General features: G+C 68.8%; 16 protein-coding genes and 1 tRNA gene. 5 read left to right on the top strand and 12 right to left on the bottom strand.

From position 1 onward, the window contains the following. Positions 1-3 precede the first annotated feature (3 nt). Genes GT042_RS00430 through GT042_RS00420 form a run of 3 tightly spaced genes read right to left on the bottom strand, consistent with a single transcriptional unit; the run spans position 4 to position 3,863 of the window. Complete coding sequence (locus GT042_RS00430; RefSeq protein ID WP_161306693.1) at positions 4-837, bottom strand: YceI family protein; 834 nt, start codon at positions 835-837, stop codon at positions 4-6. A 44-nt stretch (positions 838-881) separates the two neighbouring features. Next, the gene (locus tag GT042_RS00425) at positions 882-3,371 is read right to left on the bottom strand and encodes an MFS transporter (RefSeq protein WP_161306692.1); all 2,490 of its coding nucleotides are present in this window, start codon (positions 3,369-3,371) and stop codon (positions 882-884) included. A gap of 45 nt (positions 3,372-3,416) precedes the next feature. Then, a complete protein-coding gene (locus GT042_RS00420) occupies positions 3,417-3,863 on the bottom strand; it encodes a MarR family transcriptional regulator (protein WP_161306691.1) in 447 nt (148 codons plus the stop codon). Between the two features lie 292 nt (positions 3,864-4,155). On the opposite strand from GT042_RS00420, the gene GT042_RS00415 reads away from it, so the two are divergent. Beyond that, positions 4,156-4,365, top strand: coding sequence for a hypothetical protein (locus tag GT042_RS00415; protein ID WP_161306690.1), 210 nt, complete (start codon positions 4,156-4,158; stop codon positions 4,363-4,365). Positions 4,366-4,482: 117 nt separating this feature from the next. On the opposite strand, the gene GT042_RS00410 is transcribed toward GT042_RS00415, so the two are convergent. The 4 genes from GT042_RS00410 to GT042_RS37925 form a co-directional block, all read right to left on the bottom strand. Then, entirely contained in the window at positions 4,483-5,367 is an 885-nt protein-coding gene (locus GT042_RS00410; RefSeq protein WP_161306689.1) for an RNA polymerase sigma factor SigF, read from the bottom strand. 245 nt (positions 5,368-5,612) lie between these two features. Continuing rightward, the gene (locus tag GT042_RS00405; RefSeq protein WP_345943622.1) at positions 5,613-6,560 is read right to left on the bottom strand and encodes a SigB/SigF/SigG family RNA polymerase sigma factor; all 948 of its coding nucleotides are present in this window, start codon (positions 6,558-6,560) and stop codon (positions 5,613-5,615) included. Positions 6,561-6,730: 170 nt separating this feature from the next. After that, on the bottom strand, positions 6,731-7,024 hold the full coding sequence (locus GT042_RS00400; RefSeq protein WP_161306687.1) for a Dabb family protein: 294 nt from the start codon (positions 7,022-7,024) through the stop codon (positions 6,731-6,733). A gap of 35 nt (positions 7,025-7,059) precedes the next feature. Further along, positions 7,060-7,224, bottom strand: coding sequence for a hypothetical protein (locus GT042_RS37925; protein WP_202532172.1), 165 nt, complete (start codon positions 7,222-7,224; stop codon positions 7,060-7,062). A 320-nt stretch (positions 7,225-7,544) separates the two neighbouring features. Between GT042_RS37925 and GT042_RS39790 the strand changes: the two genes are divergently transcribed. Then, positions 7,545-7,679 (top strand): hypothetical protein, encoded by a 135-nt coding sequence (locus tag GT042_RS39790; protein WP_272925661.1) that lies wholly within the window; start codon positions 7,545-7,547, stop codon positions 7,677-7,679. Positions 7,680-7,715: 36 nt separating this feature from the next. Here the strand turns inward: GT042_RS39790 and GT042_RS00390 are convergent, their stop codons facing one another. Together GT042_RS00390 and GT042_RS00385 are read right to left on the bottom strand one after the other, a co-directional pair. Further along, entirely contained in the window at positions 7,716-8,156 is a 441-nt protein-coding gene (locus GT042_RS00390; RefSeq protein WP_161306686.1) for a type II toxin-antitoxin system VapC family toxin, read from the bottom strand. After that, positions 8,141-8,389, bottom strand: a complete 249-nt coding sequence (locus tag GT042_RS00385; protein ID WP_161306685.1) for a hypothetical protein — start codon at positions 8,387-8,389, stop codon at positions 8,141-8,143. The genes GT042_RS00390 and GT042_RS00385 overlap by 16 nt, the downstream gene beginning before the upstream one ends. A 183-nt stretch (positions 8,390-8,572) precedes the next feature. Here GT042_RS00385 and GT042_RS00380 point away from each other — a divergent pair, with 183 nt between their 5' ends. The 3 genes from GT042_RS00380 to GT042_RS00370 are packed head-to-tail and all read left to right on the top strand — an operon-like array spanning position 8,573 to position 11,292. Next, the gene (locus GT042_RS00380; protein ID WP_161306684.1) at positions 8,573-8,710 is read left to right on the top strand and encodes a hypothetical protein; all 138 of its coding nucleotides are present in this window, start codon (positions 8,573-8,575) and stop codon (positions 8,708-8,710) included. Between the two features lie 18 nt (positions 8,711-8,728). Further along, on the top strand, positions 8,729-10,150 hold the full coding sequence (locus GT042_RS00375) for an N-6 DNA methylase (protein WP_161306683.1): 1,422 nt from the start codon (positions 8,729-8,731) through the stop codon (positions 10,148-10,150). Continuing rightward, positions 10,150-11,292 carry a hypothetical protein gene (locus GT042_RS00370; protein ID WP_161306682.1) on the top strand — a complete coding sequence of 381 codons (1,143 nt, stop codon included), beginning with the start codon at positions 10,150-10,152 and terminating at the stop codon, positions 11,290-11,292. The genes GT042_RS00375 and GT042_RS00370 overlap by 1 nt, the downstream gene beginning before the upstream one ends. A 979-nt stretch (positions 11,293-12,271) precedes the next feature. Here the strand turns inward: GT042_RS00370 and GT042_RS00365 are convergent. From GT042_RS00365 to GT042_RS00355, 3 genes are all read right to left on the bottom strand, one after another. After that, positions 12,272-12,356, bottom strand: a tRNA-Ser gene (locus tag GT042_RS00365). A 58-nt stretch (positions 12,357-12,414) separates the two neighbouring features. After that, positions 12,415-12,843: a tRNA adenosine(34) deaminase TadA gene (tadA, locus tag GT042_RS00360; RefSeq protein ID WP_161306681.1), complete on the bottom strand. Its 429-nt coding sequence runs from the start codon at positions 12,841-12,843 to the stop codon at positions 12,415-12,417. A 71-nt stretch (positions 12,844-12,914) separates the two neighbouring features. Beyond that, a complete protein-coding gene (locus GT042_RS00355; protein ID WP_161306680.1) occupies positions 12,915-13,451 on the bottom strand; it encodes a hypothetical protein in 537 nt (178 codons plus the stop codon). Positions 13,452-13,891 lie beyond the last annotated feature (440 nt).

The raw sequence follows: 13,891 nt of genomic DNA, 5'->3' as shown, positions 1-13,891 counted from the left end.
GGCCTACGACTCCGCGCCCGGCACGCTCTCGCCCCGCACCGCCTGTACGTCCAACTCCACCCGCAGCGTGGTCCCGATCATCGCGACGCCGGCCTGGACGACCTGGTTGTAGTTCATGGCGAAGTCCTCCCGCCGCAGCTCCGCCGTCGCCCGGAAGGCCGCCCGTTGCCCGCCCCACGGATCGGGGCCCCCGCCCAGATAGCCCAGGTCGAGACCGACCTCCCGTACGACTCCGTGCAACGACAGTTCACCGTGTACGGTCCACCGGTCGGGGCCCGCCGGGGTCAGGGCCGTACTCCGGTACGTGATCTCCGGGAACCGCTCCACGTCCAGGAAGTCCGGCGACCTGAGGTGCTTGTCCCGCAGGGTGTTGCCGGTGTCGATGCTCGCCGCGGCGATGACCGCGTCGACCCGGGAGCCGGCGTACGAGCCCCCCGACTCCACGATCTCGATCCGGCCGCCGAACTCCTTGAACCGCCCCCGCACGCTGGAGATCCCGAGGTGCTGGGCCACCGCGCCCACCGACGTGTGCGCCGGGTCGAGGCTCCAGACGCCCGGCGCGGGCAGCTCCGTGCCGTTCTGCCGGGCCAGGACCACCGTGCCGACCTCCGCCCTGCCCCTCGCCGTCACGAGCGCGGTGGAGGCGACGGGGGCGTACCCGAGGGCCGTCACGATCACGGTGTACGGACCGGGCGCGAGCGGGACGTCCGCCCGCACCGACCCGTCCTCGTCCGCCGCCGCCCTCAGCACCTGCGCGCCGGTCGTGTCGGTCATGGTCACGACCGCGTGCGGGAGCGCCCAGCCGTCCCGCGTCCGTACCTGTCCGCGAAGCCCCATTGTGCCTCTCACCTCTTCCGTCGCTCTTTCCGCGGGCCGCCGAACTACGCGCCCGGGTGGGCCAGTTCGATGTCGTGTCCCTCGACCCCGCGCCCCGCCACCCTCAACGAGCCCGCCACCGGCGCGTATCCGGTCGCGATGACCGTGTACTCGCCCGCGTCCAGGTCGGCGAAGGCGTACGCCCCGTCGTCCCCGGTCGTCGCGGTGGCCACGACGTTCCCCGCCGCGTCGACGAGCGTCACGCGCGCGTCGGGCAGCGGCCGGCGGGCGGTGCCCGCCCGTACCGTCCCCTGCACCAGGGCGCCGGACCTGAGCACCGCCTCGACACGGGTGATCCCGTGGCCGGCTATCTCCACCGGCAGGGCCAGCGGCCGGAAGCCGGACGCGTTCACCGCGACGGTCACCGGGCCCGGCACCAGCTCGGTGAAGGCGAACTCGCCGCGCTCGGTGGACTTCCCGGTGGTCAGTACGTCTCCGCGCACGTCGGCCACGATCACCATCGCGCCCTCGACGGGCAGCCCGCCGTCCGCGCTGGTCACGGTCCCGGTGAGCCCGCTCGTACCGGACAGGAGGATGTCGTACCCGACCGGCTCGTCACCGACGACCACCGTGGAGGCCTGCGGCTGGAAGCCGTCGGCGGAGGCGATCAGGACGTACGAGCCGGAGCCCGGCGCGCGCAGGAGGTACGAGCCGTCGGGCTCGGCGACCGAGCGGGCCAACTGGCTGCCGCCCAGGGAGATCAGGGTGACGGCCGCGGCGGGCACCGAGGTGCCTTCGGCGCCGCGCACGACACCGCGTACGGGGATGCCCGGCGCTTCCGGAGCGGTGTCCGGGGCCGTGGGCGAATCCGTACCGGGAGCGATCTCCGGAGCCGTACGCCAATCCGTACCGGGAGCCACCTCCGGAGCCGTACCCGAAACCCCGCCGGGCCCCGGCGCCGCCCCCTCCCCGCCCGCCTTCGTCCTCAGCGCGACCTCCTTGATGAACAGGGTCGCCAGGAAGGCCAGCAGCGCCGCCGGCGCCGCGAACAGGAAGACGTCACCCACGCCATGGCCGTACGCGCTCTCCATGACGGTCCGCAGCGGTACGGGCAGAGCGGACAGGTCAGGGATCGCCCCGCCCCCCGTCCCCGCGTGCCCCAGCGCCGCGCCCTGCGGCCCGAGGTCGGCCAGCCCGTCCTTCACGTAGTGCGTGATACGGCTGCCGAGCACCGCGCCCAGCGCCGAGACGCCGACCGCACCACCCAGGGAGCGGAAGAAGGTGACGGTCGAGCTGGCGGCGCCCAGGTCCTTGGCGGTGACCTGGTTCTGCGTCGAGAGGACCAGGTTCTGCATCATCATGCCGACGCCGAGGCCCATCAGCGCCATGTAGACAGCGATGTGCCAGTACGGGGTGTCCACCCGGATCGTGCCGAGCAGCCCGAGACCCGCCGTCAGCAGCGCGCCCCCGCTGACGAGCCACGCCTTCCACCGCCCCGTCCGGGTGATGACCTGCCCGGAGACGGTGGAGGAGACGGCGAGGCCGCCGATCATCGGGATGGTCATGAGGCCGGACATCGTCGGGGACTTGTCGCGGGCGAGCTGGAAGTACTGGCTGAAGAACACCGTGCCCGCGAACATCCCGATCCCGACGAAGAGCGACGCGATCGAGGCCAGCGTGATGGTGCGGTTACGGAAGAGACGCAGCGGGATGATGGGCTCGCGCGCCCGGGACTCGACGAGGACGAAGAGCGCGCCGAGCACGAGCGAGCCGCCGACCATGGCGTACGACTGCCAGGAGGCCCACTCGTACTTGCTGCCGGCGAAGGTCACCCAGATCAGCAGCAGCGAGACGGCCGCCGTGATGAAGAACGCGCCCGACCAGTCGACCTTCACCTCGCGCTTGACGACCGGCAGCTTGAGCGTCTTCTGGAGCACGACCAGGGCGAGGACGGCGAACGGCACGCCCACGTAGAAGCACCAGCGCCAGCCCAGCCAGCTGGTGTCGGTGATGACACCGCCGAGCAGCGGGCCCCCGACGGTCGCGACGGCGAAGGTGGCGCCCAGGTAGCCGCTGTAACGGCCGCGCTCGCGCGGGGCGATCATCGCGGCCATGACGATCTGGGAGAGGGCGGAGAGACCGCCGACGCCGATGCCCTGGAAGACGCGGCAGATGATCAGCATCCCGGCGCTCTGCGAGAGGCCGGCGACCATCGAACCCGTCACGTAGATGACGAGGGCTATCTGAACCAGCAGCTTCTTGCTGAAGAGGTCGGAGAGCTTGCCCCACAGGGGGGTGGTGGCCGTCATCGCCAGCAGTGAGGCGGTGACCACCCAGCTGTACGCGCTCTGGCCGCCGCCGAGGTCGGAGACGATCTCGGGGAGCGCGTTGGTGACGATCGTCGAGGAGAGGATCGCGACGAAGAGACCCAGGAGGAGCCCGGAGAGCGCCTCCATGATCTGGCGGTGGGTCATGGGAGCGCCGGTCACGGGGGCGGGCTCGCCGCCACGCTTGGCGTGGCCGCCCCGCACACCGGTCGGTGTGGTCGTAGCCATGGAATTCCTTGTCCTGTGTCGTCGGTCGTCTTTGTCGCTCTCGCGTCAGCAGCTCGGGCGCGGCGGGTCGGGGGAGAAGCTCTCGCGCAGCCGGTCGAGCAGGGCGCCGAGCCGGCCGACGTCGTCGTCGGTCCAGTCGGCGAGGGCGTACGCGAACGTCTCGGTCGTCCGCCGTGTCAGCTCGTCCAGCAGCAGGTGACCCGCCGGGGTCAGCCGCAGGATCCGCGAGCGCCTGTCCGCGGGGTCGGGGGACCTGGCGAGCCAGCCGCGCCGGGCGGCGTGGGCCACGTGCCTGCTGGTGACCGACATGTCGACGGCCAGCAGCTCGGCGAGGCGGCTCATCCGCATCTCGCCGTACCGGTCCAGCGTGGTCAGTACGGCGGCGCAGCCACCCGGGCAGTCGGCGGGCAGCGTCCGCGCGAGACCGCGTTTGACGGCCCCGATGGCGCCGAGTTGCCGGGCCAGCTCCGCGTATCGGCTCCGTGCGGCCATCGGCCCCGCCCTCCCCGCCATCTTGTTGCTTGGGGCAACCATAGAACTGTAGAAGCAGTTGGTTGCTACAGGCAAATGAAAGGGGGTAGGGAGGGGTAAAGGAACTCAAAAGGCTGACGGATCACCGGTCAACGACGGGCGCGAGGGGGCGCCGGGGGCCGCGGGAGGCGTCACCGGAGCGGATTCACGGCGATCTCCGAGCGGATCCACGGCGATCCCGGAGCGGATTCACGGCGATCGGCGGTGGGCCCGGGGTTGGGCGGGGTGCGTACGTTCGCTAGGGTCCTGCCCCATGGCACACAACCCCCATGCCCCGCAGGGACCCGAGGGAAATCCCGACCCCGCGGGCAGTACTCAGATGTTCCGCGCGTTTGTCGACGACGGTGAGCCGGAGCGCCGGCAGGCACCTCAGCAGCAGAGCGGGCCGAAGGTCGGACTGATCGTCGGCGTCGTCGCGGTGGTCGTCGTCCTGGCCGTGGTGGCCTGGCTGGCCTTCGCCTGACCCCACAGGGCCGTCCCACGAGGACGGCGGCGAAGCCCGTGACGTTCCGTCCCCTGATGCTTCGTCACCGCGGAACCCCGCCCGGAAATCCGGACCTGAGGGCGGGGTCCGCCGGCGTCAGTCCGAGATCAGCCCTTCCCGCAGCTGCGCGAGCGTACGGGTCAGAAGGCGCGAGACGTGCATCTGCGAGATGCCCACCTCTTCGCCGATCTGCGACTGGGTCATGTTCGCGAAGAACCGCAGCATGATGATCTGCCGCTCGCGGGGCGGGAGTTTGGCGAGCAGCGGCTTGAGCGACTCGCGGTACTCCACCCCCTCCAGCGCCATGTCCTCGTAGCCGAGCCGGTCCGCGAGCGAACCCTCGCCTCCGTCGTCCTCCGGGGAGGGCGAGTCCAGCGAGGACGCGGTGTACGCGTTCCCGACCGCGAGGCCGTCGACGACGTCCTCCTCCGACACCCCGAGCACCACGGCCAGTTCGGGCACGGTCGGGGAGCGGTCCAGCTTCTGCGCCAGCTCGTCGCTGGCCTTCGTCAGCGCGAGGCGCAGCTCCTGGAGCCGGCGCGGGACGCGCACCGACCACGACGTGTCGCGGAAGAACCGCTTGATCTCGCCCACGACCGTCGGCATCGCGAACGTCGGGAATTCCACGCCCCGTTCGCAGTCGAACCGGTCGATCGCCTTGATCAGGCCGATCGTGCCGACCTGGACGATGTCCTCCATCGGCTCGTTACGGCTGCGGAACCGGGCCGCCGCGTACCGCACCAGCGGCAGGTTGAGCTCGATGAGGGTGTCGCGTACGTAGGTGCGCTCCGGGCTGTCCTGGTCGAGCACGGCGAGCCGCAGGAACAGGGAGCGGGACAGAGTGCGGGTGTCGATGGCTTCCGGCTGGGACACCCGCGGCTGGACCTCGGCCACGGTGTCGAGCACGGTGTCGAGAGCCTCGGGCGCGGGAGCGCTCTTTGTGAGCGTGAGCACCTTCGAGCTGCCCTGTTCTACGGACATGCCACCCCCTTGAGGTCGCGGACGGTCGCGGCGGCCGCTCCCGTCGGAGGAACGCAGCCTCCACCTGAATACCGGCGGTGGGGCTGCGGCAAACGCGGTTCCAGCAGAATGTCACATGTCGGCAACACGCTGTAGTGACATGTCGACAAGTAAGGGTGACGTCTGCGCAGGAAAGAGGGGGTGTGGGGCTTTTCCGGGAGGCGCGCGGGACAAAAGGCGGGGGAGCGCGAAAGTACCCCCGCGAGCTACGCCTCGATCCGATTTGCGGATCGCAGCCGGGCAAAGCTTCGGGCAAGAAGCCTTGACACATGCATCTGGGAGACTCCCAATTCCTGACTGATCTGCGACTGCGTCAGATTGTTGTAATAGCGCAGCATCAGGATCCGCTGTTCCCGCTCGGGCAGTTGTACGAGGAGATGGCGTACGAGGTCGCGGTGTTCGACCCCGGCCAGCGCGGGGTCCTCGTAACCGAGCCGGTCCAGCAGGCCGGGGAGCCCGTCGCCCTCCTGGGCGGCCTCCAGGGAGGTCGCGTGGTACGAGCGGCCCGCCTCGATGCAGGCGAGGACCTCATCCTCGGAGATCTTCAGCCGCTCCGCGATCTCGGCGGTGGTGGGGGTGCGGCCGTGAGCCGTCGTCAGGTCCTCGGTGGCGCCGGTGACCTGGACCCACAGCTCGTGCAGCCGGCGCGGGACGTGCACGGTCCGTACGTTGTCGCGGAAGTACCGTTTGATCTCGCCGACCACGGTCGGCATCGCGAAGGTCGGGAACTGTACGCCGCGCTCGGGGTCGAACCGGTCGATGGCGTTGATCAGACCGATCGTGCCGACCTGGACGACGTCCTCCATCGGTTCGTTACGGCTCCGGAAGCGCGCGGCGGCGTACCGCACCAGGGGCAGGTTGGCCTCGATGAGCGCCCCGCGCACGCGGCTGTGTTCGCGGGTGCCCGGTTCGAGGTCTTTGAGCTGGGCGAAGAGGAGTTGTGTCAGGGCGCGGGTGTCGGCGCCGCGGCTCTGGGCGGTGGTGGGGCGTGACTCGGTGTCGGCCCTGGGTTCGAGAGGGGGTTCGACGCGGGGCTCGGGCTGGGGTTCTGATCGGGGCTCGGACACGTGTTCTGGTCTGGGCTCGCTCCCGACCCGTGGTCCGGTCTCGTTCTGGGGCGGCACTTGAGGCGTAGTACTGGCCGGCACGGTCACGCCACCCCTTTGCGGTCGACTACGGTCAACTCATCCGTCAAAAGCGGTCATAGCATCACAAGACATGTGCACTGTGTGCAAGCACCCGATAACACCGTGTTGACGGCAAGTTGGGGCAATAAACCCAAAAGCCCCACACCGGAGAGGTGTGGGGCAGGGGGAGCGGAGGCTCAGAACTCGTAGTCGGCGATCACCCAGGTGGCGAATTCGCGCCACTGTGCGACGGCCGCCTGATGGGCCGGGTGGTCGGCGTACCGCTGGAGCGCGTCGCGGTCCGCCACGGCCGAGTTGATGGCGAAGTCGTAGGCGATGGGCCGGTCGCTGATGTTCCAGGCGCACTCCCAGGACGCCAGCTCGGCGACCTGCCCGCCCAGCTCCTCGAAGGCCTTCGCCCCGGCGATCGCACGGGGCTCGTCACGCGAGACACCCTCGTTGAGCTTGAAGAGGACCAGGTGGCGGATCAAGGGGCACTCCTAGGGGTGCGGCGGGTGCGGCGGCGCTACTGGACGAGCTCCGTCATGAACGTACCGACGCTCTTCGCGGCGCTCGAAATGCCCTCGAACCCTACCTGGACGAGATCCGCCGCCCGTTCCGGGGATTTGACGATCGTGAAGAGCACGAAGACGGTGACCGCGTAGAACACGATCTTTCTCGTTTGCGCCATTCCCCACTGCCTCCCCAGCCGCGTCCACGGGCCGCCCCCTGTGCGGTCGCGAGAGTCTAACCGTATGAACGTCGATGTTCGGAGGGTGTTCGAGCCTCTCTTCCCCGCGTCCGGCCCGGGGTGTGGGAAGAGGCCCGACGAAGGGCCGCAAATCCGTCTGAAATAAAACAAACGCCCTTCCGTTTCGGTGTCAGCCTGCTGACCCCGGATCGCCCTCCACCTGGCAGGCCAGGGGCCGGCAGGCCGAGGATCTCGGCCACGACACAGTCACCGAGCTGCGCAGGCCGGGCCCGCCGCTCCTGCTGGGCTTCGGCGACCGCATGCTCCGGCTGGCCGCGCAGGAGGCCGACATCGTCGGGTTCCCGGTCATGTCGATCGCGTACGGCCTGACCTACTTCTCCGTACTGGAAACACACATGGCGGACTTCGCGAGGGTCATCGCCCGCCTGCGCTGAACCGCCCTGCGCTGAGCCGGTCCATGTCCGGAGGGATCAGACGCGGACCCACTCCACGGGACTGCCGCGATCGATGGACGCTGCATGGCACAGCTTCGGGATGTGGGAACCGTCGGTGGAGGCGACCTTCATCGGTCCGCTCGAACACGCCGCCGTGGCGACCACAAGCGCGTCGACGACGTTCTCGTGACCGTCGAGGCCGGCGTCCTCCAGCAGTTCGGCGGCGCGATCGGCGATGATCTCGGTCGCGGGAATGACAGTGAGCCGGGAGCGGAGCCAGCGCAGGTGCGTCGCCGCCTGTCCGGTACGGCGGACCTCGGCGATGCTGACGGTGGAGATCGCGGCCGCGTATCCCTCGACTTCGGCGACCTTGAGCATCAGGGTCATCCCGCGGTCCCGTTCGGCCAGCAGGGACAGTGGCTGTGCGTCAAGGATGAGGAGGGCGCGCGGAAACGCCGGGGTCACTCGCCGTGCCATGCGCGACGGGCCTCCTCGATCTCTTCGGGCGTGAAGGAGCCGTGCTCGTCTTCGTACGCCTCGACGATTTCCCTGGTCTTGGTGAGGGCGAGGGCGTGTTCAACGGCGTCTGAGACGAAGCGCGAAAACCCGCGCGCGCCTGTGCGGGCTTCGACCTCGCGAGCGAGCGATCTGGGGATGGTGACCGATTTCTTGACGGTGGTCTCGTCTGGGGGTGCGTGCTCAATAGCCATGCCTGCATTATCCCACCGGTGGTAGGACTCTTGTCCAGTCGACGCGGTCGGGCGCTTCCCGAACCGTCTGCTGTGACAACCCCGAACCGTCTGCTGTTAGAGTGAGCTTATCCGGAGCAGGCGGTGAGGGGTGGGGTAAAGGTGAGTCAGTCGTGGCCGTGGTGGCTCGGGGCGTCGTTGACAATGAACGTCGCGTTGGCGGCAGGCATCGTCGAGTACGCGCGGCACAAAGATGTGCTCGGTTCTGTGCAGCATGGGGGAAGCGCGTTTGCGGTGGTCGCCGCGATCGCTGTTGTGATCGTCCTCGCCGCCCGGCGTTGACCCGACAAGGTGGATGCAGTGGAAGAGACCAGGTCCCAGGTCGATTGGCTGACGCGAGCTGTGGAAGCGCTGCCTGACGAGATGACCTTTGATGCGATGCAGCAGCTCATTCTGTCCATGGTCTTCCTGCGCCAGGTCTCGGATGTACCCGAGGGGGAGGCGCAGGGGCGACCGACCTGGGAAGAGCTTGTCGGCCAGGTGGCCGGGAAACCCGACCTCGTCCATCAGCCTGTCCAGCGGGCTCTGCGCGCCTGGAGCGGCAGCTACGGGAAGTTTCGCATCGACTTGGACAACGAGGCTGTCCTCGGGCAGATGCGCTCCGACAGCCGGGTGGTGGACCGGGCACTGCGAGACCTCATCGCTCTCCTGGACCGCGCGGGCCGGGCGGGCGCGAAGGGGGATCTGTACGATCAGTGCCTCGCGCGGTTCTCGGAGGACCGGGTAGGTGGGGACTACTACACACCGCGCGATGTCGTACGGACGATGGTGGGGCTCATGGCGCCGGCACCCGGTGACGAAGTCTACGATCCGGCCTGCGGTTCGGCCGGACTTCTGACCGAGGCCGCGCGCTACGTCGAGACGCATGGTGGGCGACCTGCGGATCGCACCGGGCCTGTGCTCCGGCTGTTCGGTCAGGACATCAATGCCCGCACACGCTCGATCGCGGCGATGAACCTGATCCTCCACGGTTTGGAAGACACTCTGCCCCGGGACATCGGCACGGACAACAGTCTTCTGCACGGATCGGACGCCGGCGAGAAGTACAGCGTTGTCCTTGCCAACCCGCCGTTCAGCATGCGAATGCCCCTTACGGACGCCGGGTTCGTTTTTTGGCGCTATGGACCGCCGCCCAAGAGCAAGGCCGACCTCGCCTGGGTACAGCATGTGCTGGGCGCGCTCAAAGCCGACGGCCGCGCCGCGATTCTGCTGCCGAACGGTGCGGCTTTCCGGGGCGGAGCCGAGCGGCGCATCCGCGCCGGGCTCCTCTACGACGACGTGGTCGCCGCAGTCATCCAGCTGCCGTCCGGCCTCTTCTCGCACACACGGGTTCCCGCCTGTCTGTGGGTCTTCAGCAAATCCAAGCGCGCCCACGCGGCAACCCGTGTTCTGTTCATCAACGCGCAGGACACGGGGGTTCAGGTGAGCCGGGGCAGACGCACCTTGACCGGCGCGGACGCGGAGCGGATCGCCAGTACGTTCAACAGCTGGTCGAAACACGACGCCGCCGACGTCCCTGGGTGGTGCCGGACCGTGGCCCTGGAGGAGGTTGAGGCAGCGGACTTTGACCTCCAGCCTGCACGCTATGTCGCGCCGGTAGCCGCAGAAACCGCCCCTGGCGAGGATGAGCGAAGGGTGCGTGAGTTGACCGAAGAACTTTATGAGCACTTCGCGGAAGCCTCGCGCCTGGAGCATGAACTTCGCGATGTGTTGGGGACGTGATGAGCGAATTTCCGCAGTGGGTGGCGCTCGCTGAGCTACCGGGCGTGGAGGTGGTCGGGTACGGCATCAACCGCCCGGGCCGTTTCGATCCCGAAGGCATTCCCATGCTCCGGGCCGGAGACATCGCTGACGGTCGTATTGAGTCGTCGGAGGTGGTCCGCGTGAAGCACGAAGTCGCGGAAGCCCATCCGAGGACTCGGTTGCGCTCGGGTGATCTACTGATCGTGCTTGTAGGGCGGATTGGTGAGGCCGCCCTGACCGGGCCGGATCACGAGGATTGGAACGTGGCCCGCACGGTGGCTCTGGTCCGCTGTGCTGACCCCCGCCTCGCCCAGTGGCTCCGAATCTGGCTTGCCACGCCCACTGCCCGCGCTTGGTGCGAGACGCAAGCTGCGGGGACGGTACAACGCACGCTCGGGCTCAGATCGCTACGGCACCTGCCCGTCGCTCTGCCGTCTTTGGCAGACCAGGATCGGGCTTTGCGCGTGATCAGTGCTATCGAGAGCCGAGCCAGGATCAACGACCGCATTGCCCGTACGGCGGTGGCACTTGGAGACGCGTACTTCGGCGTTTTTGTCACGGACGGCCAGCACTGGCCGAGAATGACATTCGGAGATGTCGTCGGCGGTGCCTGGACGGGTACAGCCGCCCGCCCGGCCGTCGCTTCGGGAGATGAAGGATGGGTGGCACCCGCTGACGTCCTGCGTGCCCCCCTGCCATATGTCGGCATTACGGATAGCTCGGGTCCACCGGGAGTCCCTGGCCCGATCCTCGTGGTTCCCAAGGCGGGACAGGTACATGCCGCGGTCAGCCGATCCAGCGTGAAGGTGAGCCGCGGAGTGCTGGTGCTGGACCCGCAGCAGATGAGGGACGCTTGGTGGCTGCTCCACGAGATCCGCTCCAGAAGCACTGAGTTGTCGCAACTTGCGCAGGGCACCGCAGGTCGTGAGCTGAGTGCGAGAGCTTTCTCCCAGGCCACTGTGGCCTGGCCGCCGGAGGATGTGCTGGTGCAGTTTGCCGGCCTCGCCAACCGGCTTCACGGGCGTTCGCTTGCGGCCCAGCGCGAGAACCGGGTCCTGCACGCCCTCCGGTCACGCTTTCTCCGCACCCTGGAGCCAGCGGCAGCGCCGATCCCAGCCTGACCGCACGTTGCGGAGACAGGCCGGGACGGCCGATACCCAGTTTCGCGTGGAGCGGGGATGGGTCGATCTTCGCCAAGGGTTGTGGATGAGGCCGGTGGAGGATGAGGGCTGGCAGTTCGTCAATGCGGCCGGCCGTGGCGCGTTTCCGACGACGGAGCGAACCCATTGGTGGAAGACCGCTGGCCTTCCCCCAGCGTGTTCCCCCCGCGCATGCGGGGACGGACCGCTGCGCTGAGGGTGCTAACCCGGTGTCTCCCCGCCAGGACACCAAGGTTGCGGCGGATCCTCAGAGCGTTCCGGGCTGCCGCCGAATGAACTGAGATCAGAACCGCCACTGATACATCGCCCCATGGCCAGCACCTCCCGGCAGCACCCCCCAAATACGGAGGCCGTGGCACCGGCATACCGGCGCCACGGCCCCCGGTGCGCCGGTCAGGGCGTACCGCTTCTGCCCTAGGGCAGAGGTCCGGCCGCGTATGCGGCCATCTCAGGAGAGGAGGGGCCTGAACCAGAGGGTTGGGGTCATTCATCCTGATCAGCCAGTCGCGCACAAGGCGCCAGAGGTTGATCACGAACGAGGCCGCAGCCCAGTGGTTCGGGCTCTTTCCTTTCTTTTCCTCGGACGCCTGTTCGGTTTCCCGACTGGGTTCCGAGGGAGGCTTCTGCCCGCCGCGCTTGTCCTTCATGAGCCACCTCCGGATCGATGCCCGTGAAGGGCAGGGGAAAATCCGGGGTCAGGCAGACATGGCGTTGCAGCCACATCTGAACAGGAGCCTACGGGGTCGTGGATGAAGCGTGGGTCGGTTCGCCAAGTCCGCGAGGGGAGCCAACGGGCCTAGCTCGGACGAGTGTTCGTCACTGAGCTGGAAGGGTCATCTGCTTGCTGGGCAGCACGGTTCTGGTGGCCAAGTGAGGCGGAAACTGAGGCGCGACGCAGCGAAGGGGCAGACCCCAATGAGTCTGCCCCTTCGTCTACCTGCGGTAGCGGAGGGATTTGAACCCTCGGTGAGTTTCCCCACACTCGCTTTCGAGGCGAGCTCCTTCGGCCGCTCGGACACGCTACCGGGAGAAAGCTTAGCCCACAGTGGGCCGTGCGCCGAAATCGGTATCCGTGAAGGGGCGTCAGCGGTCGCGGAAGAACGTGGTCAGCAGGGCGGAACAGGCGTCGGCGAGGACGCCGTGGATCACTTCGGGGCGGTGGTTGAGGCGGCGGTCCCGTACGACGTCCCAGAGCGAACCGGCCGCCCCGGCCTTCTCGTCGAGCGCGCCGAACACCACGCGGTCCAGGCGGGACTGCACGATCGCGCCCGCGCACATCGTGCACGGTTCCAGGGTCACGACCAGCGTGCAGCCCGTCAGGCGCCACGCGCCGAGTGCCCCGGCCGCCCTGCGGATCGCCACGATCTCCGCATGGGCCGTCGGGTCACCCGTCGCCTCGCGTTCGTTGTGGCCGGCCGCCAGCACCGCCCCGGTCGGTGACAGCACGACGGCACCGACCGGTACGTCGCCGTACTCGGCCGCCAGCGCGGCTTCGTCCAGGGCGCGGCGCATGGACGTACGCCACGGATCGCGCACCGGATCCGGCACAGGGTCGTGAGCCGGCACAGGGTCGTGCCGGGGCACTAGCGGACGGTCTCCAGGACCTCGGCGGCTCCCAGAGCCTCCGCGATCTCGGCCATGGCGTCGGTCTCCAGGGCCAGCAGCTCCCCTTCCGACAGCCCGAGATCGACGAGGATCTCCTGGTCGCCGGCGGGTCCCGCGGGCACGATCTCCCCGCTCGCCACCGGACTCTCTTCGTCCTCCTCGTCGTTCTCGTCCGGTTCGCCGTCCTCCGTACCGTCGAGGTCCAGCGTGTCCAGGTCGTCGGCGGGGTCGTCGTCGTCCCGGCCGATCAGTTCATCGATGAGAATCTCCCCGTACGAGGAGCGTGCGGCCGCGGCCGCGTCCGAGACATAGATACGAGGGTCCTCCTCGCCCTCCACACGGACGATGCCGAACCAGGCGTCTTCCTGCTCGATGAAGACGAGGACCGTGTCCTCGTCCACCGAGACTTCGCGGGCCAGGTCGGTCAGATCCGACAGGGTCTCCACGTCGTCGAGCTCTGTGTCGCTCGCTTGCCACCCGTCTTCGGTGCGCGCGAGCAGTGCGGCGAAGTACACCGTGACTCTCCCACTGGTCAGAGGTGACGATCCGGCGGTGCGCTGCTCTGCCCCGCCCACTCGGAATCGTTGCAGAAACGAACGCGTCGCGAGAGGTCTTCCACCGTTGCGTCGTAAGGCCATTTTATTAGGCCCGTCCCCGTGGTGGGGCGCGGGATACCCCTCGGACGGGGCGGAAGTGTCCCAGGAGGGCGCCGGAGCCCCCGAGATGTGTGCCCACAGGGGGCGTGGCGGCCGGGCGTGGCTCGGTGCGGCCGCCCCGCCGAACGCGGCGCCTACCAGCGGAAGGTGCGCATCCGCATCTGCTGGCGCATCCGGGCGGCGCGGGCCCGGCGCGGCTTCACCCGCTCCTGGAGCGCCTTCGCCTCGTTCAGCTCCCGCAGGAACTGCGCGCGACGGCGGCTGCGGGCCGCGTCCGTCGGGCCGCCGACGTCGAGGCC

Origin of the sequence: Streptomyces sp. SID3212 (genome assembly GCF_009865405.1) — a bacterium.
GTDB lineage: Bacteria > Actinomycetota > Actinomycetes > Streptomycetales > Streptomycetaceae > Streptomyces.
The sequence above is the reverse complement of the archived record's forward strand: the minus strand, read 5'-3'. Positions and strand labels throughout refer to the sequence as shown.